Source organism: Pseudonocardia zijingensis, assembly GCF_042657305.1.
GTDB classification, from domain to species: Bacteria; Actinomycetota; Actinomycetes; order Mycobacteriales; family Pseudonocardiaceae; genus Pseudonocardia; species Pseudonocardia zijingensis.
Genome location: NZ_JBHSKO010000028.1, coordinates 43,925 through 70,178 on the forward strand (window position 1 = coordinate 43,925; position 26,254 = coordinate 70,178).

At 73.8% G+C, this 26,254-nt stretch carries 32 protein-coding genes; 14 read left to right on the forward strand and 18 right to left on the reverse strand.

Annotated elements, in window-relative coordinates:
- Positions 1–23: 23 nt before the first annotated feature.
- On the reverse strand, positions 24–1,196 hold the full coding sequence (moeZ, locus tag ACFPL3_RS35560) for an adenylyltransferase/sulfurtransferase MoeZ (protein WP_343945327.1): 1,173 nt from the start codon (positions 1,194–1,196) through the stop codon (positions 24–26).
- A 47-nt stretch (positions 1,197–1,243) separates the two neighbouring features.
- A complete protein-coding gene (locus tag ACFPL3_RS35565) occupies positions 1,244–2,266 on the reverse strand; it encodes an alpha/beta fold hydrolase (RefSeq protein WP_343945326.1) in 1,023 nt (340 codons plus the stop codon).
- 117 nt (positions 2,267–2,383) lie between these two features.
- On the opposite strand from ACFPL3_RS35565, the gene ACFPL3_RS35570 reads away from it, so the two are divergent.
- On the forward strand, positions 2,384–3,616 hold the full coding sequence (locus ACFPL3_RS35570; protein WP_343945325.1) for an HAD family hydrolase: 1,233 nt from the start codon (positions 2,384–2,386) through the stop codon (positions 3,614–3,616).
- 44 nt (positions 3,617–3,660) lie between these two features.
- Complete coding sequence (locus tag ACFPL3_RS35575; protein WP_343945324.1) at positions 3,661–4,284, forward strand: TetR/AcrR family transcriptional regulator; 624 nt, start codon at positions 3,661–3,663, stop codon at positions 4,282–4,284.
- A 12-nt stretch (positions 4,285–4,296) separates the two neighbouring features.
- Here ACFPL3_RS35575 and ACFPL3_RS35580 read toward each other — a convergent pair whose 3' ends face one another.
- Both ACFPL3_RS35580 and ACFPL3_RS35585 read right to left on the reverse strand, forming a co-directional pair.
- Positions 4,297–4,854, reverse strand: a complete 558-nt coding sequence (locus ACFPL3_RS35580) for a ClpP family protease (RefSeq protein ID WP_343945323.1) — start codon at positions 4,852–4,854, stop codon at positions 4,297–4,299.
- Between the two features lie 11 nt (positions 4,855–4,865).
- Positions 4,866–5,480, reverse strand: coding sequence for an ATP-dependent Clp protease proteolytic subunit (locus ACFPL3_RS35585; RefSeq protein WP_343945322.1), 615 nt, complete (start codon positions 5,478–5,480; stop codon positions 4,866–4,868).
- 166 nt (positions 5,481–5,646) lie between these two features.
- On the opposite strand from ACFPL3_RS35585, the gene ACFPL3_RS35590 reads away from it, so the two are divergent.
- Together ACFPL3_RS35590 and ACFPL3_RS35595 are read left to right on the forward strand one after the other, a co-directional pair.
- Complete coding sequence (locus tag ACFPL3_RS35590; RefSeq protein WP_343945321.1) at positions 5,647–5,868, forward strand: hypothetical protein; 222 nt, start codon at positions 5,647–5,649, stop codon at positions 5,866–5,868.
- 1 nt (position 5,869) lies between these two features.
- Positions 5,870–6,067, forward strand: coding sequence for a DUF7455 domain-containing protein (locus tag ACFPL3_RS35595; RefSeq protein ID WP_343945320.1), 198 nt, complete (start codon positions 5,870–5,872; stop codon positions 6,065–6,067).
- On the opposite strand, the gene ACFPL3_RS35600 is transcribed toward ACFPL3_RS35595, so the two are convergent.
- Genes ACFPL3_RS35600 through ACFPL3_RS35610 form a run of 3 tightly spaced genes read right to left on the reverse strand, consistent with a single transcriptional unit; the run spans position 6,047 to position 8,729 of the window.
- Positions 6,047–6,964 carry an alpha/beta fold hydrolase gene (locus ACFPL3_RS35600; protein ID WP_343945319.1) on the reverse strand — a complete coding sequence of 306 codons (918 nt, stop codon included), beginning with the start codon at positions 6,962–6,964 and terminating at the stop codon, positions 6,047–6,049. The two genes, ACFPL3_RS35595 and ACFPL3_RS35600, sit on opposite strands and share 21 nt — an antisense overlap.
- On the reverse strand, positions 6,961–7,857 hold the full coding sequence (locus ACFPL3_RS35605; protein WP_343945318.1) for an AurF N-oxygenase family protein: 897 nt from the start codon (positions 7,855–7,857) through the stop codon (positions 6,961–6,963). The genes ACFPL3_RS35600 and ACFPL3_RS35605 overlap by 4 nt, the downstream gene beginning before the upstream one ends.
- Entirely contained in the window at positions 7,854–8,729 is an 876-nt protein-coding gene (locus ACFPL3_RS35610) for an SDR family NAD(P)-dependent oxidoreductase (protein WP_343945317.1), read from the reverse strand. The genes ACFPL3_RS35605 and ACFPL3_RS35610 overlap by 4 nt, the downstream gene beginning before the upstream one ends.
- Before the next feature lie 59 nt (positions 8,730–8,788).
- Here ACFPL3_RS35610 and ACFPL3_RS35615 point away from each other — a divergent pair, with 59 nt between their 5' ends.
- On the forward strand, positions 8,789–9,463 hold the full coding sequence (locus ACFPL3_RS35615) for a TetR/AcrR family transcriptional regulator (RefSeq protein ID WP_343945316.1): 675 nt from the start codon (positions 8,789–8,791) through the stop codon (positions 9,461–9,463).
- A complete protein-coding gene (locus ACFPL3_RS35620; RefSeq protein ID WP_343945315.1) occupies positions 9,456–9,770 on the forward strand; it encodes a DUF4873 domain-containing protein in 315 nt (104 codons plus the stop codon). Before ACFPL3_RS35615 ends, ACFPL3_RS35620 begins: the two co-directional genes overlap by 8 nt.
- A 163-nt stretch (positions 9,771–9,933) precedes the next feature.
- On the opposite strand, the gene ACFPL3_RS35625 is transcribed toward ACFPL3_RS35620, so the two are convergent.
- Positions 9,934–10,161, reverse strand: coding sequence for a DUF3107 domain-containing protein (locus ACFPL3_RS35625; protein ID WP_343945314.1), 228 nt, complete (start codon positions 10,159–10,161; stop codon positions 9,934–9,936).
- Between the two features lie 106 nt (positions 10,162–10,267).
- The gene (locus ACFPL3_RS35630; RefSeq protein ID WP_343945313.1) at positions 10,268–10,936 is read right to left on the reverse strand and encodes a ferritin-like fold-containing protein; all 669 of its coding nucleotides are present in this window, start codon (positions 10,934–10,936) and stop codon (positions 10,268–10,270) included.
- Between the two features lie 230 nt (positions 10,937–11,166).
- On the opposite strand from ACFPL3_RS35630, the gene ACFPL3_RS35635 reads away from it, so the two are divergent.
- The 3 genes from ACFPL3_RS35635 (at position 11,167) to ACFPL3_RS35645 (ending at position 15,125) form a co-directional block, all read left to right on the forward strand.
- Positions 11,167–12,990, forward strand: coding sequence for a DEAD/DEAH box helicase (locus ACFPL3_RS35635; RefSeq protein ID WP_379590382.1), 1,824 nt, complete (start codon positions 11,167–11,169; stop codon positions 12,988–12,990).
- Between the two features lie 104 nt (positions 12,991–13,094).
- Positions 13,095–14,282: an Rv3212 family protein gene (locus tag ACFPL3_RS35640; protein WP_343947053.1), complete on the forward strand. Its 1,188-nt coding sequence runs from the start codon at positions 13,095–13,097 to the stop codon at positions 14,280–14,282.
- 42 nt (positions 14,283–14,324) lie between these two features.
- Positions 14,325–15,125 carry an oxygenase MpaB family protein gene (locus ACFPL3_RS35645; protein ID WP_343947054.1) on the forward strand — a complete coding sequence of 267 codons (801 nt, stop codon included), beginning with the start codon at positions 14,325–14,327 and terminating at the stop codon, positions 15,123–15,125.
- Here ACFPL3_RS35645 and ACFPL3_RS35650 read toward each other — a convergent pair.
- From ACFPL3_RS35650 to ACFPL3_RS35670, 5 genes are read right to left on the reverse strand one after another with little or no spacing between them, the layout of a single operon-like run.
- Positions 15,088–15,399 (reverse strand): hypothetical protein, encoded by a 312-nt coding sequence (locus tag ACFPL3_RS35650; protein ID WP_343947055.1) that lies wholly within the window; start codon positions 15,397–15,399, stop codon positions 15,088–15,090. The genes ACFPL3_RS35645 and ACFPL3_RS35650 overlap by 38 nt on opposite strands.
- Positions 15,378–16,214, reverse strand: coding sequence for a RecB family exonuclease (locus ACFPL3_RS35655; protein WP_343947056.1), 837 nt, complete (start codon positions 16,212–16,214; stop codon positions 15,378–15,380). Before ACFPL3_RS35655 ends, ACFPL3_RS35650 begins: the two co-directional genes overlap by 22 nt.
- Before the next feature lie 43 nt (positions 16,215–16,257).
- A complete protein-coding gene (locus ACFPL3_RS35660; protein WP_343947057.1) occupies positions 16,258–17,142 on the reverse strand; it encodes a PHP domain-containing protein in 885 nt (294 codons plus the stop codon).
- Positions 17,143–17,174: 32 nt separating this feature from the next.
- Positions 17,175–17,711 (reverse strand): PH domain-containing protein, encoded by a 537-nt coding sequence (locus ACFPL3_RS35665; protein WP_343947058.1) that lies wholly within the window; start codon positions 17,709–17,711, stop codon positions 17,175–17,177.
- 4 nt (positions 17,712–17,715) lie between these two features.
- Positions 17,716–17,874: a hypothetical protein gene (locus tag ACFPL3_RS35670; RefSeq protein WP_343947101.1), complete on the reverse strand. Its 159-nt coding sequence runs from the start codon at positions 17,872–17,874 to the stop codon at positions 17,716–17,718.
- 101 nt (positions 17,875–17,975) lie between these two features.
- Here ACFPL3_RS35670 and ACFPL3_RS35675 point away from each other — a divergent pair, with 101 nt between their 5' ends.
- Complete coding sequence (locus ACFPL3_RS35675) at positions 17,976–18,371, forward strand: NUDIX hydrolase (protein ID WP_343947059.1); 396 nt, start codon at positions 17,976–17,978, stop codon at positions 18,369–18,371.
- 3 nt (positions 18,372–18,374) lie between these two features.
- Here the strand turns inward: ACFPL3_RS35675 and ACFPL3_RS35680 are convergent, their stop codons facing one another.
- Complete coding sequence (locus ACFPL3_RS35680; protein WP_343947097.1) at positions 18,375–18,881, reverse strand: MaoC family dehydratase; 507 nt, start codon at positions 18,879–18,881, stop codon at positions 18,375–18,377.
- A gap of 291 nt (positions 18,882–19,172) precedes the next feature.
- Here ACFPL3_RS35680 and corA point away from each other — a divergent pair, with 291 nt between their 5' ends.
- Entirely contained in the window at positions 19,173–20,237 is a 1,065-nt protein-coding gene (gene corA / locus ACFPL3_RS35685; RefSeq protein WP_343947098.1) for a magnesium/cobalt transporter CorA, read from the forward strand.
- A gap of 171 nt (positions 20,238–20,408) precedes the next feature.
- A complete protein-coding gene (locus ACFPL3_RS35690; RefSeq protein WP_343947060.1) occupies positions 20,409–21,395 on the forward strand; it encodes a DUF5914 domain-containing protein in 987 nt (328 codons plus the stop codon).
- On the opposite strand, the gene ACFPL3_RS35695 is transcribed toward ACFPL3_RS35690, so the two are convergent.
- Entirely contained in the window at positions 21,371–22,270 is a 900-nt protein-coding gene (locus ACFPL3_RS35695; RefSeq protein WP_343947061.1) for a DMT family transporter, read from the reverse strand. The genes ACFPL3_RS35690 and ACFPL3_RS35695 overlap by 25 nt on opposite strands.
- Positions 22,271–22,600: 330 nt before the next feature.
- Complete coding sequence (locus ACFPL3_RS35700; protein WP_343947062.1) at positions 22,601–23,422, reverse strand: class I SAM-dependent methyltransferase; 822 nt, start codon at positions 23,420–23,422, stop codon at positions 22,601–22,603.
- A 57-nt stretch (positions 23,423–23,479) separates the two neighbouring features.
- Here ACFPL3_RS35700 and ACFPL3_RS35705 point away from each other — a divergent pair, with 57 nt between their 5' ends.
- Both ACFPL3_RS35705 and ACFPL3_RS35710 read left to right on the forward strand, forming a co-directional pair.
- Positions 23,480–24,127, forward strand: a complete 648-nt coding sequence (locus tag ACFPL3_RS35705) for a metallophosphoesterase family protein (protein WP_343947063.1) — start codon at positions 23,480–23,482, stop codon at positions 24,125–24,127.
- A 5-nt stretch (positions 24,128–24,132) separates the two neighbouring features.
- Positions 24,133–24,975, forward strand: a complete 843-nt coding sequence (locus ACFPL3_RS35710; protein WP_343947064.1) for a ParB N-terminal domain-containing protein — start codon at positions 24,133–24,135, stop codon at positions 24,973–24,975.
- A gap of 73 nt (positions 24,976–25,048) precedes the next feature.
- Here the strand turns inward: ACFPL3_RS35710 and ACFPL3_RS35715 are convergent, their stop codons facing one another.
- Complete coding sequence (locus tag ACFPL3_RS35715; protein WP_343947065.1) at positions 25,049–26,254, reverse strand: ABC transporter ATP-binding protein; 1,206 nt, start codon at positions 26,252–26,254, stop codon at positions 25,049–25,051.

Consider the following 26,254-nt stretch of genomic DNA (forward strand, 5'->3'; position numbering starts at 1 on the left):
GTCGCGGAGGCGCGGTGTTGCGCTCAGTACACGGGCTGCGAGGGATCGACCTGCTTGACCCACGCCAGCACGCCGCCGCCGACGTGCACGGCGTCCTTGAAGCCCGCGCGGTGCAGCACCGCGAGCGCCTCGGCCGAGCGGGCGCCGGACTTGCAGTGCAGCACGACGGGCTTGTCCTGCGGGATCTCCGAGAGGGCCTCGCCGGACAGGATGCGGTCCTTCGGGATCAGCTTCGCACCCGGGATGTTGACGATCTCGTACTCGTTCTGCTCCCGGACGTCGATCAGCTCGAAGTCCTTGCCCGCGTCGATCATCTCCTTGAGCTCGAGCGCGGTGATGGTACTGCCGGCGGCGGCCTGCTGCGCGTCGTCGGACACCACGCCGCAGAACGCGTCGTAGTCGATGAGCTCGGTGACCTTCGGCGTGTTCGGATCCTTGCGGATCTTGATCGTGCGGTAGCTCATCTCGAGGGCGTCGTAGACCATGAGCCGGCCCAGCAGCGGCTCACCGATACCGGTGATCAGCTTGATGGCCTCGTTCACCATGATCGAGCCGATCGAGGCGCACAGCACGCCCAGCACGCCGCCCTCGGCGCAGGAGGGCACCATTCCGGGGGGCGGCGGCTCGGGGTAGAGGTCGCGGTAGTTGAGGCCCTTGCCGTTGGGGGCGTCCTCCCAGAACACCGACGCCTGGCCCTCGAACCGGAAGATCGAGCCCCACACGTACGGCTTGCCCAGCAGCACCGCGGCGTCGTTCACCAGGTAGCGCGTGGCGAAGTTGTCGGTGCCGTCGAGGATGAGGTCGTAGTCGCGGAACACCTCGAGCACGTTCGACGAGTCGAGCCGCGTGTTGTGCAGCCGCACCTCGACGTTCGGGTTGATCTCCTTGATGGAGTCGCGCGCCGACTCGCCCTTCGGCCGCCCGACGTCGGACTGCCCGTGGATGACCTGGCGCTGCAGGTTGGACTCGTCCACGACGTCGAACTCGACGATGCCGAGCGTGCCCACGCCCGCGGCGGCCAGGTAGAGCAGCGCGGGGCTGCCGAGGCCGCCCGCGCCGACCACCAGCACCTTCGCGTTCTTCAGCCGCTTCTGCCCCGCCATGCCGACGTCGGGGATGATGAGGTGGCGGCTGTAGCGCTCGACCTCCTCCTTCGTCAGCTCGGCGGCCGGCTCCACGAGCGGCGGTAGCGCCATGATCATGCTCCTCGCATCGACGTACGGTCTGGGTGACAACGTCGTGGTCACCCGTCTTCTTCCCAGGTCCCTGCCTCCACCGCATCCCACATGCCCGCGACCGCGGGCGCCACCACCTGGGGCGCCTCGATCTGCGCGACGTGTCCCACACCGGGCAGCACGAGCAGGCGCGAGCGCTGCAGCGCGGCGGCGGTGCGCCGCGCCAGCCGCGGCGCGACGAGCCGGTCGCGCTCGCCCCACACCACCAGCGTCGGTGCCTGCACCCGGGCGGCCACCGACCAGAGCGACTCACCGCGCAGCCACCCCGCCACCATCGCCTTCCCGGTGCGCTCCGAGGCCTCCTGCGCCCATGCGAGGCGCGCCCGCGCGGCGAACTCGGCGGCGGCCTGCTCCATCCGGTGCCGGGGTGCGAGGTCCGGATCGCCGAAGCAGAGCCGCACCACCTGCTCGGCGCGGGTGCGAGGGTCCATCGCGGCCAGCTGGGCGCGGGCCCTCCTGCCGACGAACGGCAGCAGGGCGAGCAGCAGCCTCGGGTCCGACACCCGTCGCGGGTCGGGCCGCAGGTCGGGCATCGCGGGCGACACGAGCGTGAGCGTGCGCACCAGTTCGGGCCTGCGGGCGGCCACGGAGAGCGCGACGGCGCCACCGAAGGAGTTGCCCAGGAGGTGCACGGGGCGGCCGCGGCCCGCGAGGAAGCAGAGCAGCGCGTCGGCGTGGCCCGCCGGGGAGTAGTCGCGGGACGCGAGCGGGCGCGAGAGCCCGAACCCGGGCAGGTCCACCGCGGTGCCCGCGGCGCGGGTGGAGAGCAGCGCGGCGAGGTCGGTCCAGTTCGTGGCCGACCCGGACAGCCCGTGGACGTAGACGGCCGGGGTGTCCTGCGGCCCCGGGGTCTCCCGCACGTGCAGCGTCACACCACCGGAGGTGACCTCGGCGCCAGGCCAGGCCTCCTGGCGCGGGTCGAGGTCCGGCAGCGTGGCCGGATCCGCCATCGGTGCCGCCCCGACCGGCTCCACCCGCGCTCTGCGGGCGCGCACGAGCGGGCGGACGAACGGCAGCGTCGCGGAACTCACCCCTCCGAGGATGACCCGCGGACGCGCCCGTGGCCACCCGCCGTGACCGGTCTCGCGCCTGTTGGGGGACGTCATCAGCTCGGCGCGGAGCCGTTGTACACCGGGGGGAGGAAACCGATGATGAGCCACCCGGCCACCGCCGCCGTCGCCGGACGTCAGGTCGAGAGCGCGGCCACGCTCCTGGTCGCCGTGGCGGCGCTCGCTGTGCTCGGCTACCGGCTGGGCAGCAGCGAACCGGCCGCCTCTGCGGTGGCTGCCGCAGCGGCGGTGCTGGTGGTGGCGGTGCCCGGCGCGCTGCGCCTCGCCACCGGACTGCCCCGGCTGGTGGGCACGGACCGGGCAGGCCGCCTCGGCGTGCTGGTGTCCACCGCCGCGTTCGACACCGCGCGGCGCGTCGCCACGGTCGTGTTCGCGGGCACCGGCACGCTCACCCGCGGCGGGCTCGCGGTGCACGCGGTGCACGCCGTCGACGGCGCCGCTCCCGCCGAGGTGCTGCGGCTCGCCGGCTCCGTGGCCCGGGAGTCCGACCACCCGCTCGATCGGGCGGTGGCCGCCGCCGTGGAGCAGGCACCCGACGCGGGCGAGTTCGACACCGTCGCGGGCCTGGGGCTGCGCGGGCTGGTGGCCGAGGTCGTGGGCGCCCCGGACGAGGAGCAGCGGGTGATCGCCCACGCCGTGCTCGTGGGAGACCCGGGCCTGCTGGCCGTGCACGACATCGAACCGCCTGCCCGGTCACCCGAGCCGGGGTGCGTGCCGGTGGCGGTCGCCTGGGACGGGGTGGCCCGCGGGCTGCTGGAGGTCGGGCCCGCCGTCCGGACCGAGACGGCCGCGGCCGTCCAGGAGCTCACCGCGCTCGGGCTGCAGCCGGTGCTCGTGACCTCCGAGTCCGCCGCCATGTCGCGGGCCGTGGCCGCGCGCGCCGGCATCCCGCCCGACTCCGTGCTGGCGGGCGTCGATCCCGATGACGCCGCCGCGGCCGTCCGGGAGCTCCCGGCCCCCGTCGCCGTGATCGGCGCCCCCGAGCCGTTCGGGGCCGCGCTCGACGCCGCCGACCTGGCCGTCCGCCTCCCGCCGCACCCGGCCGCAGGGCACGGTCCCCCGCGGCCTGCGCTGACGCTGGTGCACGACGACCTCTCCGCCGTGGTGCGCACCATCCGGCTCGCGCGGCACACCGTGGCCGTCGGCCGGGCGAACCTGATCGTCTGGACGGCCTCGGTCGCGGCACTGCTCCCGCTCACCACGGTCGGCCTGCTCGGCCCGGTGCACGCGGCCGCGGCGACGGCGGCGTGCGGTGCCGTGATCGCGGTGAACAGCCTGCGGCCACAGCGGCGCACCGCTACCGACGGGTAAGGTGTTCACGCACCCGATCGGGTGGACGGACGGAGGGCAAGCGCATGACCGAGGCGCCGGCACCGGTGAGCCGCGGCACCCGCCTGTCCCGCGACGCGCGCCGCGCCCAGCTGCTCGTGGCCGCCCGCGACGTCTTCGCGGCCCACGGCTACCACGCCGCCGCGATGGACGACATCGCCGAGCGGGCAGGCGTGAGCAAGCCGGTGCTCTACCAGCACTTCCCCGGCAAGCTGGAGCTCTACCGGGCGCTGCTCACCACGTACGCGGACGAGCTGGTGGAACGCGTCACGGCAGCGATCGAGGGCACCACCGACAACGAGCAGCGCGTGCACGCCGCGGTCGCGGCGTACTTCGACTTCGTGGCGGGCGAGGGCCAGGCCTACCGGCTGGTGTTCGAGTCCGATCTGCGCGGCGAGCCGGAGGCGGCGGCCGTGGTCGACGGCGCGCTCACCCGCTGCATCGACACCGTCGCCGCGGCGGTCACGGCCGACGCGGGCCTCGACACCGCGCGCGCCCGGATGCTGGCGGTCGGCCTCGTCGGGTTGAGCCAGGTGGCCGCCCAGTACTGGCTCGACTCCGACCAGGCCGTGCCCCGCGACGAGGCCGTCTCCCTCATGTCCGGGTTCGCGTGGCGCGGCCTCGCCGGGTTCCCCCTGATCCACGACTGACGGGCGCCCGCCTCAGCGGGGCGGCGTGCGCAGCACCCCGTCGACCAGGCCGTAGTCGGCGGCCTCCTGGGCGCTGAACCAGCGGTCGCGGTCGAAGTCGGCCTCGATCCGCTCCAGGGCCTGGCCGGAGTGCTGGGCCGTGAGCTCGGCGATCCGCTTCTTCAGCTTGGCCAGCATGCCGGCGCGGATCACGATGTCCGACTCCGAGCCGCCCGCACCGCCCGATGGCTGGTGCATCATCACCCGGGCGTGCGGCAGCGCGAACCGCTTGCCCGGCGCGCCACCCGTGAGCAGGAACTGGCCCATCGACGCGGCCATCCCGGTGGCCACCGTGGCCACGTCCGGCTCGATCGAGTGCATCGTGTCGTAGATCGCCATCCCGGCGAACACGGAACCACCGGGTGAGTTGATGTAGAGGGTGATGTCGGACCCGGAGTCCTCGCCCGCGAGCAGGAGCAGCTGCGCGACGAGCTTCGTGGCGACGTCGTCGTCCACCTCCTGGCCGAGCACGACGATGCGTTCCCGCAGCAGGCGGTCGTAGACGGTGTCGTCGATGGTGGGTGCGCTCATGGCGGTCTCCTTCAGCGGGGGAGCTTGCGGGTGGCGATCACGTTGTCGGCGAGCCCGTAGGCCACGGCCTCGTCGGCGGTGAGGATCAGGTCGCGATCGATGTCGGCGTGGATGCGCTCCACGGCCTGGCCGGTGCCCTCCGCGAGGGCCTCCTCCAGCTGCCTGCGCAGCCGGGCGACCTCGGCGGCGTAGATCTCCAGGTCCGAGGTCTGGCCGCGGACCACGTCGATGCTCGGCTGGTGGATCAGCACGCGCGCGTGGGGCACCACCGACCGGTGGCCCGGCGCACCGGCCGCGAGCAGCACCGCGGCGGCCGACGCGGCCTGCCCCAGGCAGTAGGTGTGCACCGCCGGGCGGATGTAGCGCATGGTGTCGTAGATCGCGGTCATCGCGGTGAGCGAGCCGCCGGGCGAGTTGATGTACAGCGAGATCGGGCGGTCCGGCTCGGCCGACTCGAGGCAGATCAACTGGGCCATCACGTCGTTGGCCGCGGCGTCGTCGATCGGCGTGCCGAGGAAGACGATGCGGCCCTCGAACAGCTTGCTGTAGGGGTTCGACTCCTGGTGCCCGTAGCTCGTCCGTTCGACGAACGACGGCAGGACGTACCGGGCCTGCGCGCTCTGCATGCGGCGGACGCTAACGGCGTCCGACCTGCGCAGACCTGCTCCTTCGCGGGTGGCGAACCGCTTTCGCCGAGAGCGGACGGCTGCCGCCGATGAGTTCCGCGTGTGGCCGCGGTCTCACCTACGACAGCGCCACACGGGGCGCGCCGGCCCGGAAGGGAGCGAGACGATGACCACCACCACCGACCTCAGCCACCGGGACCGCGCCGTGCTGCGCGCCGTCGCCGCGGGCCGCTGCACCGTCTCCACGATCGGCGTCCTGGCCGTCGACGGGCTCGGGTGCTGCGACCAGTTCGTCGGGCGCAGGCTGGCGGCTGCCGGGCTGATCGCGCCCGGCGCAGGCCCCGCCCACCTGACGGCCAGCGGCCGCGCACTGATCGAGGCGGCGTGACGTGAACACCTACTGCGACCGCTGCCCGGCCCGCGCACGGGTCCGCGCCGAGCTCCCGGCGGGCGAGCTGCACTTCTGCAACCACCACGCGCGGGAGCACCGCGACCGCCTCCGCGAGACCGGCGCGCGGCTGATCACGCTGCCCGGCCGCCCGGCCCCGCTCCCCGCGACGGCACGGTCACGCCGACTCGCGGCGTGACAGCGGCTCGGCCGCCTCCGCGGCGTCGGCGGCCAGGGCGGCGATCCGGCTCGCCACGCCGGACACCCGCTCCAGCGGCAGCATGTGCCCGGCGCCCGGGAAGATCGTCAGCCCGGCCGACGGGAGCGCGTCGGCGATCCGCCGCGCCGCGCGCACGGGCGTGAGCCGGTCGCGGGAGCCGACCAGCACGACGGTCGGGATGTCGGCGAACGCCGCCAGCGCGGCGTCGCGTTCGTGGGCCTGGAGCGTGGCCTGGAACCCGGCCACCGTGAGCGGGCGGCACCCACCGACCGTCTCGCAGGTGATGCGGCGGGCCTGTGCGCTCGGCCGGTCGCCGAGCAGGAGCCAGCGCATGGCGGGCGCGATGAGGCGAGGGTCGCAGAAGTGCTCGCGCCGCGACCAGGACCCCGTGGCCGACACCCGCCGCTCCGCCCGGCGGTACAGCGCCGCCACCCGCGGGTGCATGCCGAAGGGGCGCTCGGCGAGCCCGCCACTGGCGGTGGCCACGAGCGCGATGCCGCCGGCGCGCGCCAGGACGCCGGGGTGCCGCTCGGCGAGCGACATGAGCGTCATGCCACCCATCGAGTGCCCGACAAGCACGAGCGGACCGGCCGGCGCCGTGGCCGCGACGACCTCCGCCAGGTCGTCGGCGAGCTGGTCGATCGTCATCGTGGCCGGCGGAACGGCGGCGGAGCGGCCGTGGCCGCGGTGGTCGGGGCGCACCACGCGCACCGGATCGGGTCCGTCGGCGAGAGCGCGGGCCACCGGGCCCCAGACCCGCCGGTCGAGCGTCCAGCCGTGCAGGAGCACCACCGTGACCGGGGCGTCCCCGGGACCGTCGAGGTCGACGTGCAGCGGCGCGCCGTCGGCGGCCGGGACGGTGCGGGACGTCGTCATCGGATGAGGTGCGCCTTCCGCCAGAGGAGCTCGCTCGGCCCGCCGATGAGACCCTGCTCCCGCAGGAACGGCACCAGCTTGCGCGCCGTCCAGGCCAGCGTCTCCTGGTAATGGGGATTGTGCAGCGCCGCCTTCTGCCCGACCACCGGATCGATGCCGACGGACCGGTAGACGTCACGGTGCACCAGGTTGCGGGCCACCACGGACGCGACCCGCGCCGAGAGGTAGCGGGCCAGCGCGCGCTCCGCGCGGTTGGTGCGCGGCATGATCCGCATCAGCTCCTCTCGGGCGTAGCGGACGTGGCGGGCCTCCTCGGTGACGTGGATCCGGTTGACCATCCGGGTGAGCGGCTGCACGGTCTCGTCGCGCATGGCCTCCCGCTGCAGCTGGTCGAGGATCTCCTCGACGAACAGCGTGGCGGCGAACATCGCGGGACCGGTCGCGACGGTCTTGAAGAAGCGCCCGAGCTCGTGCGTGAGCCGACGCGGCGCGTAGTCGGGCACGCCGTAGCGCTCGGTCATCCTGGCGAACATGATCGAGTGCCGGCACTCGTCGGCGATCTCGGTGAGGGCGTACTGGATGTGCTGGCGGCGCGGGTCGCGGTCGTAGGAGTAGCGCAGCAGCATCTGCATGAGGATGATCTCGAACCACAGCCCGATCCGCGCGATGCTGCACACCTCGTGCACCGACAGCGTGCGCCGCTGCTCTTCGGTGAGCCCGTCCCACAGCTCGGTGCCGTAGAGCGACACGCGGTGCGGCGGCATCCCCCAGGTGCCCTCGGCGAGCGGCGCGTCCCACTCGATGTCGATGCTGGGCTCGTAGGAGTGGTCGAGCGAGGATCGGAGCAACCGCTCCGCGGTCGCCTCGCGGTCGTTCACGGTCTTGGCGTTCACTGCGGGCTCCTCTCGAGGGGCACTTCGCGACCGGTCAGCCGTGCGACGAGGCCTGCGGCCAGCGGCGAGCCGTCGAACCGCCCTGCGGCGGCCTGCGTGCGGATCCGCCGGGCGGCGATCGCGCCGACCACACCGGGGAGGTGCCGGCCCGCCCACAGCTCGACGTTCCCGGCGCGGGTGCAGGCCGTGTCCCGCGGGGGGCGCCGGGCGGTGAGCGTGCGCAGCACGGTGCCGACGACATCCTCGACCTCCTCGCGCCGCACCTGCCCCTCCAGCGACAACCCGACCTCGCGGCCCGCGGCGTGGATCCCGGTGCGCACGTACCCCGGGTAGACGGTGCTGACGTGCAGCTGCGTGCCGTACTCCAGCCGCAGCGCGTCGGCGTACGCGCTCATCCCCCGCTTCGCCACGCTGTAGGCGGATACGAACGGCAGCGTCAGATAGGCGAGCTCGCTGGCCACGAACACGGCGCGGCCGCGCTGTCCCCCACGTTCGGCGCGACCGGCCAGGAGCGCCGGTAGGGCGGCCGCGGTGACGCGCCACGCGCCGAGCAGGTTGACGTCGATGACGCGCAGCGCGTCGGGTTCGAGCGGGCCGCCCGCGTCGTTCGGGATGCCGATGCCCGCGAAGTGCACGACGGCGTCGAGGCCGCCCAGCCGCCGCACGGTCTCGGCGACGGCCGCCTCGACCGCCGAGCTGTCGGTGATGTCACAGGCGAGCACGTCGTCGCCCGCGTCACCGGCGACGTCGAGCCCGACCACCCGGGCGCCCCGCTCCCGCAGCCGCGCCACGGTGGGCGCGCCGAAGCCGCCTGAGGCCCCGGTGACCAGCACCCGGGCGGGCGTGCCTGCGGACGCCGCTGTCCCTGCCATCGAACCAGCCTCCAGACGAGACTTGCGTGTTACCGGCGGTAACTGTTACCACAAGTACCGTGCAACGCGACGACGCCCGTGTCAAGCCGACCGCCCCGGCGGCACGGCAGCAACGACGTGCCGAACGGCGCGCCGAGATGGTGCAGGCCGCGATCGAGGCGGTGCGCACCCACGGGCCGGGCGTCTCCGTCGCGGAGCTCGCAGCGGCCGCCGGCATCACCAAGCCGGTGCTCTACCGGCACTTCACCGACCGGGCCGACCTGCAGCGTGCGGTCGGCGAGAAGGCCGCGGAGATGCTGCTGAACCGGATGGCACCCGAGCTGGATGCGGGTCGGGAGCCCGTGCAGCTCATCCACGGCGTCATCGACGCGTTCCTGGCGGGCATCGAGGCCGAACCGCAGCTGTGGCGCTTCGTCGTGCACCACCCGATCGAGCGCGAGGCCGGGGCCGAGATCGTCGAGGACGCCCGGCAGCAGATCGCGCGCCTGCTCGCCATGATCATCGGCGAGCGGCTGCGTGCGCTGGGGCTCGACTCCGGCGGCGCGGAGGCGTGGGCGCAGGGCCTCGTGGGCATGGTGCAGAGCGCGGGCGACTGGTGGCTCGAGCGCCGCACGATGAGCCGCGCCGCGCTCACCGAATACCTGACCACCCTGATCTGGGGCGGCATCTCGGGCGTCATCGCCATGGCCGACCAACCCTTCCCCAGCCCGTCCCCGGAGGTGGACCGTGGCTGAGCACGACGACCACGAGGAGGGCTACACCGGCCCCGCCGTCCTCACCACGGTCGAGGGCCGCGACCTGCCGGTGCACGCGCAGCTCGACGCCCGCCACGAACCCCATGACGGGCGGGTCCACTGGTTCGGCCGGGTCCGGATCGCCGAGGGGCATCCGGACGTCCCGAGCGGCACCGTCGGGCTGCGCACCGACAGCGGGAGCGCCGAGGGTCGCATCGGCGACGTGGACCCCTGGGGGCGCTACCGCGTCACCGGCGTCGGCACCCCGCCGTTCCGGATCGACGAGCCGGACCTCGACGACGACTGACGACGCAGGCCGTCACCAGGGAGAACTCGCCCCCCGAAACGCGAGACTCGCCCGCCGGAACGGGGGACTCGCGCCCCCATGGGGCGAGTCTCCCGTCCGGACAGGCGAGCCCCACGAACGGATGGCCGACATCCGCAATCAGACGGGTCGGCCGGGCACAGCGTCAGCTGATGGCGAAGCCCACGCGGCCGGTCGGCGCCGGCGCGATCTCCACGTACGCGATCTGCGCGGCGCGGACGAGGTAGCGCCTGCCCTTGTCGTCGACGAGGCGGAGCAGCCCGTCCGCGTCCTTGAGCGCGTCGTCGACCAGGGCCTGCACCTCGTCCGGCGTCTGGTCGCTGGACACCACGAGCTCGCGCGCGCTCTCCGCGATGCCGATCTTGACCTCCACCGGTGGACCTCCTGGTCACGTCGTTCGAGCGGGAAATGCGCGGCCCAGGCTAGCCGAGCGGCGGGCGGGGAGCGGCCGTGGGCGCTCCGCCCTGGGCGAACGGGCGCTACGTGAGGCCGAGCTTGGCCATCCGCTTGCCGTGGTTGGACTGCAGGCGCTTGAACAGGGCCGCGATCCCGGACAGGTCGCCGGACCCGGACACGATGAATTCGGCGAGCTCGTCGCGCTCCGCCACGATGTGCTGAGCCTGTGTGACGGCCTCACCGAGCAGGCGGCGCCCCCAGAGGGCGAGCCGGTCGTGCACCTGCCGCCCGCTCGCGCAGGCGGCCTTGACCTCACGCTCGGCGAACGCGCTGTGGCCGGTGTCGGCCAGCACCTGCTGCACGAGCTCGCCCGTGGGGCCGGGCAGCCAGGTGGCGATCTCGCGGTAGAAGTCGGCGGCGAGCCCGTCGCCGAGGTAGGCCTTGACGAGCGACTCGAGCCAGCTGCGGGGCGCGGTGGACGCGTGGTAGGCGTCCCACTGCGCCACGAACGGGCGCATCGCGTCCTCGACGGCGACGCCGAGGCCCTCCAGGTGTTTCTCGAGCAGCCGGAAGTGCCCGATCTCGGCGGCGGCCATCGCCGAGAGCGCTGCCCGGCCGGCGAGGGTGGGCGCCTGACGCGCGTCCTCGGCCAGGCGGTCGAACGCCGACAGCTCCCCGTAGGCCAGCACGCCGAGCAGGTCGACGGTGGCGCGATCCGCCACGGCCTTGTCCACCGCCCGTGCAGTCACCATGAGGTCGAGCCTAATGCCCGCGGGGGCGCCGTGACCGACGTCACGAAGATCGGTTCGTTCCGGTCCCGGCCACGGGACGGCGGGTCCGGCCGGTGCGGCGCGGCGGCGCGCGGTGGCCCGCGTCGCCCCGCGAGGACCCGCGACCCGGTAGGATGTACTGCAGCGCAGCGCCCACGACGGGTGCGCGCACACGAGCGTCGCCGGTGCATGGGCGCCGGCTCCGCAACGACATGGTGCGTGCAGCGCCTCGTCAGCTCTCCCACCCGAGCGCTTCCGCGCCGGTGGTCGACGAGCCGGCCTCGGGCTCCTGTGCGCGGAGAGAGGCGATCAACCTGTCCGTCGAGAGCGACACTTCAATCGACAACCCCCCCACCGCCGACCCGGCCGACGAGGTCGTGGAGGCACACCCGCTGCAGGCCGGCGCGCCGGTCCGCAACGACTCACCCACGTTCGCCGAGCTCGGCGTCCGGCCGGAGATCGTCAAGGCGCTCGCCGAGGCCGGCATCGAGCGCACGTTCGCGATCCAGGAGCTCACGCTGCCGCTGGCGCTCGCCGGCGAGGACGTGATCGGCCAGGCCCGCACCGGCATGGGCAAGACGCTCGGTTTCGGCGTCCCGCTGCTGCAGCGCGTCGTCCCGCCGTCGGAGCAGCCCGCTGCCGACGCCCACGGTGAGGCCGCCGACCGCACCAAGGACGTGCCGCAGGCCCTCGTCGTGGTGCCCACGCGCGAGCTGTGCGTGCAGGTCGCCAAGGACATCGCCGACGCCGGCAAGCACCTCGGCGTCCGGGTCACCGCGATCTACGGCGGCCGCGCCTACGAGCCGCAGCTCGCCGCCCTGCGCAAGGGCGTCGACGTGGTCGTCGGCACGCCGGGCCGCCTGCTCGACCTCGCCGAGCAGCGCCACCTGGTGCTCGGCCGCGTGCAGGCCCTCGTGCTGGACGAGGCCGACGAGATGCTCGACCTGGGCTTCCTGCCCGACGTCGAGCGCATCATGCGCATGCTGCCCGAGAAGCGGCACACGATGCTGTTCTCGGCCACGATGCCCGGCCCGATCATCGCGCTCTCGCGCGCGTTCCTGCACCGGCCCACCCACATCCGGGCCGAGGAGGCCGACCAGGGGTCGGTGCACGAGCGCACCCGCCAGCTGGTCTACCGCGCCCACGCGATGGACAAGGTCGAGCTGCTCACCCGCGTCCTGCAGGCCGAGGAGCGCGGTCTCACGATGATCTTCGCGCGCACCAAGCGCACCGTGCAGCGGGTGGCCGACGACCTGGCCGAGCGCGGGTTCGCGGCCGCAGCCGTGCACGGCGACCTGGGCCAGGGCGCCCGTGAGCAGGCGCTGCGCGCGTTCCGCTCCGGCAAGATCGACGTGCTGGTGGCCACCGATGTGGCGGCTCGCGGCATCGACGTCAGCGACGTCACCCACGTCGTCAACTACCAGTGCCCCGAGGACTCGAAGACCTACGTCCACCGGATCGGCCGCACCGGCCGCGCCGGCAAGGAGGGCGTGGCCGTCACCCTCGTCGACTGGGACGAGATCCCCCGCTGGAAGTTGATCAGCGACGACCTCGGCCTCGGTATCGAGGAGCCGGTCGAGACGTACTCCACGTCCGAGCACCTCTACAACGACCTCGGCATCCCCACCAGCGCCACAGGTCGCCTGCCGCGCTCGAAGCGCACCCGGGCCGGGCTCGACGCCGAGTACGTCGACACCGAGGGCGACCACGGGGGCAAGCGCCGCCGCAAGGGGCCTCGCGGTGGGGACGAGGTCGTGGCACCGCGGCCGCGCCGCACGCGGGCCCGCACCCGCAGCCGCGCGGGCGTCACGGTGAGCGGCTCGACCGCCACCGGCGCCGACGACGCGAGCGGCGAGCAGGCCGGCGCGCCGCAGAACGGGCCGGAGTCCGTGCAGGACACCGCTGGGCGCGACTCCGCCGGGCCGGGCACCGAGGGCGCCCGCAGGCGGCGCAGGCGCCGCGGCGGGTCCCGCAGGCGCGAGGGTGCCTCCGTCGACACCGTCGGCGGCGAGGCGCAGGACGCGGCGGCCAGCTGAGCGCCACGCACGGGGCCACCGGGTTGACGCCCGTCGAGCCCCAGCGGCCGCGCCCCCCGCGGGTGCGGCCGGAACGGCGCCGCCGCAGCGACGTGGTCGTTGCGGTGGCGCTCACGGTTGTGCTGATCGGCGTCGGCGTCGTGCTCTGGGTCACGAGCGACGCCGCGCACACGTCGTCGCGCCCGGCCGCCGAGCCGATCACACCCCCGCCGGGCGTCACCGGCGTGCCGGCACTCGTCACGGAGGCCTGGCGCGCACCGAGCGGTGCCACGGTGGCGCCGGTGGTGGCGGGTCCCGCCGTCGTCACCGCCGACGGCGGCCGCGTGGTGGGCCGCGACGCCGCCACCGGCGAGGAGCGCTGGAGCTACGAGCGCGACCGGCCGTTGTGCACGGTGGCGGCCGGGTTCCCCCGTGCCGACAGCGGCCGGGGCCGGGTCCTCGCGCTGTACGCCGGGGACGCCGAGTGGTGCAGCGAGCTCACGTCCCTGCGCCCGGACACGGGCGAACGGGTGGGCGCCAGCAACCCGGACGTGCGCCCGGGCACCCGGTTCGCGGCGGCCGGCTCCTCGGTGGTGGCGACCGGTGCCGCATACCTGGAGGTCATGCGCAGCGACCTCGTCAAGACGCTGGAGTACGGCGACGTCCCCGCCCCGGTTCAGGTCGGGCAGCAGCCGCGTCCGCACTGCACGCACGCGTCCACGGCGATCGGGGGTGACCGGCTCGGCATCGTCGAGCGCTGCCCCGGCGAGGGGAGCGACCGGCTCACGCTGGTGGCAGCCGACGGCGACGACGCCGAGTCACCGGAGGTCGACTTCTCCACTCCGCTGCCCGGTGGTTCCGCGGTGGTCGTCGCGGTGTCCGCGGAGCGGGTGGCCGTGGCGCTGCCCGGCCCGCCCCGGCTGCTGGTGTACGACCACGCGGGCCGGCAGGTCGCGGAACACCCCCTGGACGTGCCGGACGCCGACCTCACCGACCCCCCGGGCGGGCTGCCCACCACCACCGCTCCCGACCAGCAGGTCACCTGGTGGACGGGGTCGCGCACGATCGTCCTGGACGGCCGGGAACTCGCCCCGCGCTGGACGGTGCCGGACGCGCTCGGCCCGGCCGTCGCCTATGCGGACGCCCTGGTCGTGCCCGTCCCGGGCGGGCTGCGGGTGCTCCACCCCGGGAGCGGCGCAGATCTGGGCACGCTCCCCGTCGACCGGCCGCCCGGCCCGGTGCGGCTCGCCGCGCTGGGTGAGGTGCTGCTGGAGCAGCGGGCGGGCGACGTGGTGGCGCTGCGCCCCGTGTAGCCCTGGTTCGCCGATCCGCCCCGATGGGGTGATGCTGGAGGGGTGAGCACCGCGACCCCCGCTCCCGCCCCGGCCGAGGGGCTCTTCCCGCCGGGCAGCGCCACCCGGCGGGTCATCGGCGACCCGGCCGCCCTCATCGGCGGCATCAGCGCCCTGTTCCTGCAGGCCCTGCACCCGCGGGCGATGGCGGGCGTCGAGCAGCACTCGTCGTTCCCGTCGGACTTCTGGCCCCGGCTGCAGCGCACCGCGGGCTACGTCACCACGCTCGCGTTCGCCGACCGCGCCACGGCCGAGCAGGCCGCGGCGCGGGTGCGGGCGATCCACCGCCACGTGCGCGGCACCGACCCGGTGACGGGCCTGCCGTACGCGGCTGACGACCCCGACCTGCTGCGCTGGGTGCACGTGAGCGAGGTCAGCTCGTTCGCCTCCGCCGTGCGGCGGCTGGGGCTGATCGATGCGGCGGAGGAGGACCGGTTCCTGGCCGAGCAGGTGCGGGCGGGCACGTTGCTGGGCGCCACGGACCTGCCGGCAGACCGGGCCGCGGTGGAGGCCTACTTCGCGGCGGTGCGCCCGGAGCTGGTGGCGAGCCCGGTGGCGTGCCGCGCCGCTGCGCGGCTGATCATCGCCCCGTTGCCGTGGCGGCTCGCGCTCACCCCGGCGCGGCCGGTGTGGACGGCCGTGGCCGCGGTGGCCGTCGGGCTGCTCCCGGACTGGGCGAAGCAGCTCTACGGGATTCCCCGCCTCCCCGGTTCGGACGCCGCCACCACGGCCGGCCTGGCCACGCTGCGGGCGGCGCTCCTGACCTTCAGACGAGCCACTGGGCGGCCAACACCCCCGCGGTGAGCGCCACCACGGCGAGCGCCGCGCCGGCCGCTCCCGGCCCGCGCGTGCGGTCGGCCCGCCGTTGAACGAGGACCGCCACGACCGCCACCACGAAGTGCGCGACGATCATCAGCGCCCCGGGCCCGGGCACGCCGCGCACCCGGGCCACGATCCCGGCCACGAGGAGCACCACGGCCAACGCCACGAGCCCGCCCGCCAGCACCCCGGCGAACCCGCGGAGCAGCCGCAGGGCCCGCGGTTCCGACCCGCGGTTCAGGGCGCCAGCCCGGCCCACGACGCCTCCTCGGGGGCCGCGGCGCGGCCCTCGGGGCAGTGCCTGCGCACGTCGCAGCTCCCGCAGCGGGGGGCGGGGCGCGGTGGGAACAGCTCGTCGGGGTCGCCCCCTGCGGCGAGCTCACCCGCGGCCCCGTCGAGCGCCGCCGCGGCGGTCTCGGCCCGCGTGACGTGCGCGCGCAGCGACTCCGCGTCGTGCTGCCACGCCGCCACCGTGCCGGAGGGCAGGTGGTGCAGTTCCACCTGCGTGCAGCGGCGGCGCAGCGTGCGTTCCACGCCCACCGCGTACAGCGCGAGCGCCTGGGACGCCGCCGCGTCGTCCGGGGTGGGGGCCCGCCGGCCGGTCTTGTAGTCGATCACCACGAGCTCGGCGCCCCGCCGGTCGATCCGGTCGACGCGCCCCTCGGCCACGATCCGGTCGGTGGCCGCGGACACCCACCGCTCCAGGCCGACGGGTTCGGTGTCGGGGTCGAGCTCGGCGACGTACTCGGAGATCCAGCCGCGGGCCCGCTCGCGGTAGTCGGCGGCCTGGTCTGCGTCGCGGAACCCCTCGCTGGTCCAGTAGCGGTCGACGAGCCGGGCCGCTGCCCGCGGGGTGCGCTCGGCGGGCGGCAGGTCGAACAGGGCGCGCAGGGCGAGGTGCACGACGGCGCCGAGGGTGTTGCCCGCGCGGGCTCCCCCGCGCGCCGGGGCCGGCCGGTCCAGGTAGGTCATCCGGTACCGGCGCGGGCAGTCGTTCCAGGTGCCGAGCCTGGCCGGCGTGACGCGCACCAGGCGAGTGGTGGCGAAGTCGAACCCGAGCTGCACGCCGTCCACGGCTGTGACGGTAGTCGCCCTCCGCGCGGCCGATCCCCCGGCCTCAGCCGGTGAGCACCTCGACGCCGCCGGGCAGCCCGGCCGTGGAGTCGAGCAGCTGCTCCAGCGACTCCGGGGCGGTGGTCTCCAGCGCGATCGGGGTGGTCTTGTTGGTGCCGTGGTAGTCGCTCGACCCGGTGCCGACGAGCCCGGTGTCGGCGACGAGCCGGCGCAGCAGCGCGCGGTCCTCCGGCGCGTGGTCGGGGTGGTCGACCTCCACGCCCACGAGCCCGGCGCCTGCCAGCTCCGCGATCATCGACGGCTCCACCACGCGTCCGCGCCTGCGCGCGAGCGGGTGGGCGAACACCGTGAACCCGCCCGCGGCGCGCACCATCCCGATGGCCGTGCGCACGGGGGTGTCGGTCTTCGGCACGAAGTAGGGGCTGCCGTTGTAGAGCAGCGTCGCGAACGCCTCGTTGACCGACTCGACCACACCCGCGGCCACCAGCGCCTGCGCGAGGTGCGGGCGCCCCGCGCTGGCCCCTTCCGGCAGCAGCGCGAACACCGCATCGGGATCGACCGGGTAACCGTCGGCGGCCATCTTCTCGGTCATCCGGCGCAACCGCTCCACGCGCTCGGCACGCAGCCGCGACTGCTCGGCCACGATCGCCGGGTGCTCCGGGTCGAACTGGTAGCCGAGCAGGTGCACCGCGACGTCCCGGTCCCCGCGCCCGGTGGGGCTCTTGCACGAGAACTCGGCCCCGCGCAGCAGCCGCATGCCGGGCGGCAACGCGGCCGCGGCCTCCGCCCACCCCGCCGTGGTGTCGTGGTCGGTGATCGCCAGCACGTCGACGCCCGCGGCCGCCGCGGCCGCGACGAGCTCGGCCGGGCGATCGGTGCCGTCGGATGCGGTGGAGTGGGTGTGCAGGTCGATGCGGGGGCGGGGCACGCCTGAGGCTAACCCGCCCCCGATCTGCGACGTCAGCGGCGCCAGCGCGGACGGGCGAGCATGCCCGTGGCGCGCGTCTTGCCCTTCTCGCCGAAGACGAGCTCGGACAGCGCCTCGTAGATCTCCTCCGGGCGGGGCAGGTAGTCGATGCGGTTGAGCGCCTGGATCTGGCCCGCCGACTCCACGACGATCGTGCCGTAGCCGAACATGCGCCCGCCGAGCGTGCGCTGGAAGGTGAGGTCGGTGACCTTGCCGAGCGGCATCATGCCGACGTTGTGGGTGATGATGCCCTGGGCCAGCATCACCCGCTTGTCGGTGATGACGATGCGCTCGATCCACCACAGGATGGTGAGCACGGTGAAGCGCAGCACCGCCACGAGCGCCAGGTACCAGGCGAGGTTGTCGAACAGCACGCTGTCGGGCAGCAGCCGCTCGCCGATCACGAGCGCGAGCAGGAACAGGGCGGTGGAGCTGACGTGGTTCATCATCACCGCCCAGTGCTGCCGCACGCGGATGACCCTGCGCTCCGTGGGGAGCAGGTACTCGTCGATCTCGCGAGGGGCGAGCATGGCGCTAGACGAGTTGGGTGACGAATCGAATGACGGACTCCGCGCCGTCCCTGAGCGTGGTGCCGATGCTCGTGACGGACCCGGCCGCGTTGTCCGGCTGAGTGAAGACGAAGAAGAGGAGAAGCGCGATCGCGAGCAACCCGACGATCTTCTTGACGTTCACCACAACCACCGTTCTGACTGGACGGAGACCACTGCTGATGATTTGTACCGCACCGATCGTGTCCAGGGTATCCGGCGTGCGGGCCTCTATCGTCGCCGTTGATGACATTGGGTGAGGAGATCATCCCCTGTGTGGGGGCAGTCGCGTACGACGACGAGGGCAGGCTGCTGCTCGTCCGGCGGGCCAACGCCCCAGGCAGGGGGCTGTGGTCGCTCCCTGGCGGCCGCGTCGAGGAGGGGGAGGACGACGCAGCCGCGCTGGTCCGGGAGATGGAGGAGGAGACCGGCCTCGTGGTCCAACCGGGTGATCTTGTCGGCCGCGTGCGCCGGGGCCCGTTCGAGATCGCGGACTACCGGTGCCGGGTGGTGGGCGGCACCCTCCGGGCGGGGGACGACGCGCTCGACGCGCGGTGGTGCGACGAGGCCGCGCTGCTCGCGCTCCCGCTGGTGCCGCTGCTGTACGAGACGCTGCGCGAGTGGGACGCCCTCCCCCGCTGACGCCTACTGGGCCTTCGGTTCCGGGCGGGCCGGCTGCTCCCCGCCGCGGGCCTCGCCGTACGAGCGCTTGGGCACCATGACCTTGCGCCGGAACGTGCACACCACGGTGCCGTCCTGCTTGTACCCGCGGGTCTCGACGTGCACCACGCCGCGGTCGTCCTTGGACTTCGACTCGGTCTTGCCGAGCACCTCGGTCTCGCCGTAGATCGTGTCGCCGTGGAACGTCGGCTTGACGTGCTTGAGCGACTCGATCTCGAGGTTGGCGATCGCCTTGCCGGAGACGTCGGGCACGGACATGCCGAGCAGCAACGAGTAGATGTAGTTGCCCACCACCACGTTTCGGCCGAAGTCGGTGGTCTCACCCGCGTAGTGGGCGTCCAGGTGCAGCGGGTGGTGGTTCATGGTGAGGAGGCAGAACAGGTGGTCGTCGTACTCGGTGACCGTTTTGCCCGGCCAGTGCTTGTAGACCGCGCCGACCTCGAACTCCTCGTAATACCGGCCGAACTGCAACGCTGCCGCCTCCATCGCCGATGCACAGGACAGTAGGGGTAATCTAGTCGGTGGACCGGCTGTGTCCGCTGTTCACGGACATGGCCCTGCACACACCGTTGAAGGAGGTGAGCGCGGTGCCGACGGCACCCGGATGCAGTAGTCGCCGCGCTCCCGGCACGGTGATCGGCTGACGGTCTCCCCGGTCGGGGGCGCGAAGTTCCACGCGCGCCGCCCCGAGCTCTGCTCGTGGCGTTCCCGATCGAGTCCAGGAGGTACGTCGTGCCGCCCCTGTCTGCCCTTCGCCCCGCCATCCGCGCCCAGCGCCAGGTCCGGCGCGACACCGTGCTGTCGAACAAGCTGCGCGTCCCGATCTCGGCGTACGTCGTCGACTGCGCCGTGTACGCCGACGGCAAGCGCCTGCCCGGGCGATGGACGCACGAGCGCGCCTTCGCCGAGGTCCGTGAGCGTGGCGGCGACACCTTCGTCTGGATCGGCCTGCACGAGCCGGACGAGGAGCAGATCACCGGCATCGCCGACGTGTTCGGCCTGCACGAGCTCGCCGTCGAGGACGCCGTGCACGCCCACCAGCGCCCCAAGCTGGAGCGCTACGACGACATGCTCTTCATGGTGCTCAAGACCGTCTGCTACCGCGGGCGGCCCGCCGAGGGCGCCGAGCACGAGATCGTCGAGACGGGCGAGGTGATGGTCTTCCTCGGCCCCGACTTCGTCATCACCGTCCGCCACGGCGACCACTCCTCGCTGCGCGACGTGCGCCGCGCGCTCGAGGACGACCCCGAGCAGCTCGCGCTCGGGCCCGCCGCCGTGCTGCACGCCATCGCCGACCACGTCGTCGACAGCTACCTCGAGGTCACGGCCGCCATCGAGGACGACATCGAGGAGATGGAGACCCGGGTCTTCGCCCCGCGCTCCACGGTCGACTCCGAGCAGATCTACGTCCTCAAGCGCGAGGTGCTGGAGCTGCGGCGCGCGGTGGTGCCGCTCGCACAGCCCGTCCGCAAGCTCACCGAGGGCTACAGCTCGCTCGTGCCGCACGACGTCCGCTCCTACTTCCGCGACGTCGACGACCACCTCGTCACCGTCACCGAGCGGATCGCCGGGTTCAACGAGCTGCTCACCACGCTGATCGACGCCGCGCTCGCCAAGATCACGCTGCGGCAGAACACCGACATGCGCAAGATCACCGCGTACGTCGCCATCATCTCGGTGCCCACGATGATCGCGGGCATCTACGGGATGAACTTCGACTTCATGCCCGAGACCCACTGGACGTACGGCTACCCGATGGTGTGGGTCATGATCATCGCCAGTTGTCTCACGCTCTTCCGGGTGTTCCGACGCAACCAGTGGCTCTGAGCGCGTCCGTGTGCTCGGATGGGTCCGGCGTGGCGGGCTCATCCGGGGGGCGGCGTCACCGCGCTGGTGGTGATCGGCGGCGCGCCTTTCGTCCTCCGGCGCCGCAGGAAGACGTGAGAGGCGCACTCGTCGAGCGGGCCGGATCACGACCGGGTGGTTAACCTCACGGGGGTGACCGAGCGCCGACCGCTCAACCCGCTGCGGCTGCTGCAGCGCCCGCGCTGGGCCGACCAGGTGCCGACGTGGGCCGATGCCAAGCCGGGTCTCATCCGCGCCGCGCTGGGGCGGGCACAGGCCCGCTCCGCCGGCGGCTGGTACGTGCTCGCCGGCAGCCGCGAGGTACGCCCCGGGCGCGCGTTCGGCTGCGTCGTCGCCGGGCGCGAGCTCGTGGCCTGGCGGGACGATGCCGGTGCGCTGCACGTCGGCCCGGGCGCGTGCCCGCACCTCGGTGCCGCGCTCTGCGACGCTCCGGTGCACCGCGGGCAGCTGGTGTGCCGCTGGCACGGGCTCGCGCTCGGTGCGGAGGGGCGGCCGGGCTGGCGCACCCTGCCCGCGCACGACGACGGCGTGCTCGCGTGGGTGCGTCTCGACGAGCCCGGCGTGGAGCCGTCCGGGGCACCGGTGCTGGGCCCGCGCCCGCCCGCCGACCGCAGCGTGCCTGCCGTGGCCACCGTGATCGGGCGGTGCGAGCCGGAGGACGTCATCGCCAACCGCCTCGACCCGTGGCACGGCGCCTGGTTCCACCCGTACTCGTTCACCGCGCTGCGCGTGCTCAGCGCGCCGCCGCCGGACTGCCCGCCCGCAGAGGACCGCTTTCTCGTCGAGGTGACGTTCACGGTGGGGCGCCGCCTCGGCGTGCCCGTCCGCGCCGAGTTCAGCTGCCCCGACGCGCGCACGATCACGATGGAGATCGTCGACGGCGAGGGCAGCGGGTCGGTGGTCGAGACCCACGCCACGCCGCTGCGGCCGGGCCCGGACGGCCTGCCCCGCACCGCCGTGATCGAGGCGGTGGTGGCGCACTCCGACCGTCCGGGCTTCGTGCACGCGCGGCGCGTCGCCGCGGCGTTGCGGCCGCTGATGGGCGTGGCGGCCCGGCGCCTGTGGCGCGACGACATCGCGTACGCGGAGCGCCGCTACGCCCTCCGGGCGCGGGCCTGACCGCGGGCGGTCAGCACGAGCGCCACCGCGAGCAGCACCCCGCCCGCGACCCCGGAGAACCCGAGCCGGTCGCCGAGGAGCACCGCCGCCAGCGCCGCGGCCGTCAGGGGTTCGAGCAACGCCATCAGCACACCCACGCCCACGGGCGCGGTGCGCAGGCCGCGGAAGTAGAGCGTGTAGGCGATCGCGGTCGGGACCAGGCCGAACGCGAGCAGCAGCCCCACCGACGCCGGTGTCGGCGCGAACCCCGCCCCCGACACCGCGGCGGCCACCGGCAGCAGCACCGCACCGCCCACGGTGAAGCCCGCGCCGGTCGTTTTCATGGCGTCGAGACCGGGCACGGGGCGGGCCCCGAGCAGCGACATCGCCGTGAACCCGGCCGCGGCCACGAGGGCGCACGCCGCCCCGGCGAGCGCGGCACCGGCGGACGGTCCGCCGTCGGCGGGAACGCCCACGAGCAGGACGAGGCCGAGCACCGCCAGCCCGACGGCGAGTACCCCGCGCCGGGTGGCACTGCGCGGGCGGGCCAGCAGGACGAGCACCGGCGACGAGCCGATCGTCACCAGCGTCGCCACGCTCACGGACGTGAGGGAGACGGCCGTGAAGTAGGCGGCCTGGAACAGCGCGGCGAGCAGGCCCGTGGCCACGATGCGGGCCCAGGCCGCCCGGGTGCGCGGCAGGCGCCCCCCGGTGGCGAACAGGCAGCAGAGCAGGATCAGGCCACCGACGGCGAGCCGGTAGGCCGCGACGGCGGGCGACGAGAGGCCTGCCACCTGGCCGAAGAGGCTGCCGAGCAGACCGCCGGTGCCCCACAGGACACCGGCGAGGACGAGGGAGGACACCCCGGAGGACGGGGTGGTGCGAACGGTGGACACGGGTGTAGGCGCTCCTGCGACGAAGGGGAATGGTCGCTGAGCGGGGCCGATCAGGCCCGGAACGATCCGCCCGGTGCACGGGCGGCGACGGAGACGGCCCCGCTAGGAGCGGGGCGGCGGGGTGATCGGGTACATCCGGTGCACGAGAGCCACGGTACTAGCCGCCCGCAATGCAGATTTCCCCCACCGAGACGGGCAACTCAGGCCACGAAATGCGCATCTCAGGCCACGAAACGCGAGACTCGCGCCCAGGGTGGCGAGTCCCCCACCCTGGCGGCCGAGTCCCCCACCGGTGCGCGAGTCTCGCGTTCGGTGGGCCGAAATGCGCGCTCAGCTGGGTGGCCTCGTCACGTCGATGCCCTCGGCGGGTGTCGGGGCATCGGGGTCGACGGTCACCTCGGCCACGGAGGGGGCGACGCCGGCGGGGTCAGCGGGCCGGCGCCCGAGGAAGGTGTGCACGATGTGCTGCTGCCAGCCGGGCACCGTCTGCACGCGGATGTCCTCGAAGCCTGCGGAGGCGAGCCGTTTCTTGAGCTCCGCGACGCCGTCGAACTGCAGCGCGCTGCGCCACAGGTAACGGTAGAGGTCGGTGGAGCCGGCGCGGACGCGCGCCATCGGGATGATCACGCCCCAGCAGACGGTGGTCCAGACGACGCGGCTGCGCAGCGAGTCCCGCACGGAGTACTCGTGGAGCGCGATCGGCGCCCCGGGGCGCAGGAGGCGGTGGAACTGGCGCAGCGCCGCGTCGCGGTGCACCAGGTTGCGCAGCAGGTAGGCGGCGAGGATCCCGTCGAAGGGCCCGACGATCCCGCTCATCGCGAGGTTCTCGGCGTTGCCGTGCACGAACCGGACGGTGCGCGGCCACGTCTTGCGCTGGGCCTGCGCGAGCATCTCGTGGGACGCGTCCACCGCCGTGATCTCGGCCTCCGGTGCGGCGTCGAGCAGGGCGGCGGTGGAGGCACCCGTTCCGCAGCCGACGTCGAGCAGTCGCAGGCCTGCGCCGCGGTCGGGCAGGCCCATGCGCTTGGTCGTGAGTCTCAGGTGCTCGTGGTAGCCGGGATTCGAGCCGACGAGCTTGTCGTAGGTCCGTGCGTGCGTGTCGAACGAGCGTGCCACCCCGCCCCGCTCGATCGGCCCTGGCTTCGGAGTCACGCCTCGCATCCTGTCTCATTTCCGGCGGCACGTCGCGGGTTCCGTAGCCTGAACGGGGTGGTGCGCGCACTTGCCGTCAGCGACGAGATCGAGGCCGGGCTCTGCGCCGGCCGGGCCCGGCGACTCGGTGTCGACCTGGTCGTCGCGGCCGGCGACCTGCCCTTCGACTACCTGGCCGAGATCTGCGACGAGGTCGACCGGCCCGGCGTGCTCGTGCCCGGCAACCACGACCCCGACATCTCGGGCTATTCGCAGCGCGCCGGGCTGTGGACGCGGGCCGGGATGCCGGCGCGCTGGCCCGGCCCGGCCGGGTACGTCGACGCCGACGGCCGGGTGGTCGACGTGGCCGGCGTGCGCGTGGCAGGCCTCGGCGGGTGCGTGCGCTACCGGCCCGGGCCGAACCAGTGGACGCAGGCCCAGCAGGCCCGGCGGGCCCGACGGCTCGTGCGGGCCGCGCAGCGGTGCACCCGGGCCGACGGCAGGCCGGTGGACGTGCTGCTCACCCACGCCCCGCCGCGGGGCTGCGGCGACCGCTCCGACCCGCCCCACCACGGCTTCGAGTGCCTGCACGACGTGGTGTGCGCACTGCAGCCGCGCCTGCTGGTGCACGGGCACATCCATCCGTACGGTGAGCGTGTTCCGGACCGGGTGATCGGGAACACCCGCGTGGTGAACGTCGTGGGACGACGGATCCTGGAGCTGTAGACCGCATGGCCGACACCGGGTTCCCCACCGTCGACGCGGAGCACGACTTCCTGCGCGCGCGCCGCAGGCAGGTGCTCTCGCGGCTGGCGGCGTGGTTGCGCCGCGAGCCGGACGACGTCTCGGAGGTGCTGCCGTTCGACGAGGTCGTGGCCGCGCTCGGGCGCACGGGCGAGCGCAAGCTGGGGTTGCAGGTCATCGACCTGGACTCGATCGTGGGCAGCGTCGACCGCACCCGCGACTTCGACCGCCGGTTCCGTCCGCGGTCGGGTCGCAGCCGGGAACGCTGGGAACGGCTCGCGCGGGCGCAGCGCCGCGGCGAGCCGATCCCGCCGATCGACGTCTACCGCGTGGGCGAGCTTCACTTCGTCAAGGACGGGCACCACCGCGTCTCGGTGGCGCACGCGCTGGGCCTGCGCACGATCGAGGCCTACGTCACCGAGGTCACCACGCGGATCGACGCCACCGGCATCTCGCGCCGCGGCGACCTCATCAGCAAGGACCTGCGCCGCGTGTTCCTCGACCGGGTGCCGCTGCCCGGGCCGGCGCTCGCCACCATCCTCGTCACCACGCCGTGGTCCTACGCCGAGCTGAGCGAGACCGTGGAGGCGTGGGGGTTCCGGCTGATGCAGCAGGAGGGCCGGTTCCTCGACCGGGAGACGGTGGCCCGGCGCTGGTACGCCGAGGAGTACCGGCCGGTGGTGCGGATGATGCAGCAGGCCGACCTGATCGGCGACCGCACCGAGGCGGAGGCCTACCTGCAGCTGTCCTGCCAGCGCTACCGCCTGATGCGCACGCACCGCTGGGACGACGAGGTGATCGAGCGCCTGCGCTCGGCTCCCGGCACCTGACGCGCCGCCCGGAACGCCGAGGAGGCTCCACCGGTGTGGTGCCGGTGGAGCCTCCTCGGTCGAGCGCGTGGGATCAGCCCGCGGCCACGGGGGCCGCCTCGGCCGTGGTGAGGTTGCGGCCGCTGCCCGGGTCGAAGACCTGGATCTTGCTCGTGTCCACCCAGACGTCGACCTTCTGGCCCTCGGTGGCGCGCGACGTGGCGGACAGCCGCGTGACCAGGGTGCCCGCGTCACCACCCGGCACGTCGGCGGTGCCCGCGTCCGCGGCGAGGTCGGCGAGGTCGTCCGACATCGCCTGCTCGCCCTCCACCGAGAAGTAGGCGAACTTGTCCGATCCCATCGACTCGAGCACGTCCACCTCGGCGTTGAACACCGTGCCGTGGGCCCGCTGGTGCTCCTCCAGCAGCGCGGCGTCCTCGAAGTGCTCGGGCCGGATGCCGACGATCACCTGGCGGGGTGCGTCGCGCGCCTCGAGGGAGCGGCGCAGCTCGTCGGCGAGCGGGATGTCGCCGAGGCCGGTGCGGAACCGGCCGTCCTCGAGCGTGGCGGGCAGGAAGTTCATCGCGGGCGAGCCGATGAACCCGGCGACGAACAGGTTGGCCGGCTCCTCGTAGAGGTGCTGCGGCGAGCCGATCTGCTGGATCTTGCCGCCACGCATCACGACGATCCGGTCGCCGAGCGTCATCGCCTCGGTCTGGTCGTGGGTGACGTAGACGGTGGTGGTCTGGAGCCGCTGCTGCAGCTTCGACACCATCGTGCGCATCTGGACGCGCAGCTTGGCGTCGAGGTTGGACAGCGGCTCGTCCATCAGGAACGCCTTCGGGCTGCGGACGATCGCGCGGCCCATGGCCACGCGCTGCCGCTGCCCGCCGGACATGTTGGCGGGCTTGCGGTCAAGGTGCTGGGTGAGGTCGAGGATCTTCGCGGCCTCCTCGACCTTGCGGTTGATCTCCGCCTTGTCGACCTTGGCGAGCTTGAGCGGGAAGCCCATGTTCTCCCGCACGGTCATGTGCGGGTAGAGCGCGTAGGACTGGAACACCATCGCGATGTCGCGGTCCTTGGGCGCCTTCTCGTTCACGCGCTCGCCGCCGATGCGCAGCTCGCCGTCGGAGATGTCCTCGAGCCCGGCGATCATGTTGAGAGTGGTCGACTTCCCGCAGCCGGACGGGCCGACCAGGATGATGAACTCGCCGTCGGCGATCTCGAAGTTCGCGTCGTCGACGCCGATGGTGCCGTCGGGGTACCGCTTGGTGATGTGGTCCAGGACGATGTCAGCCAC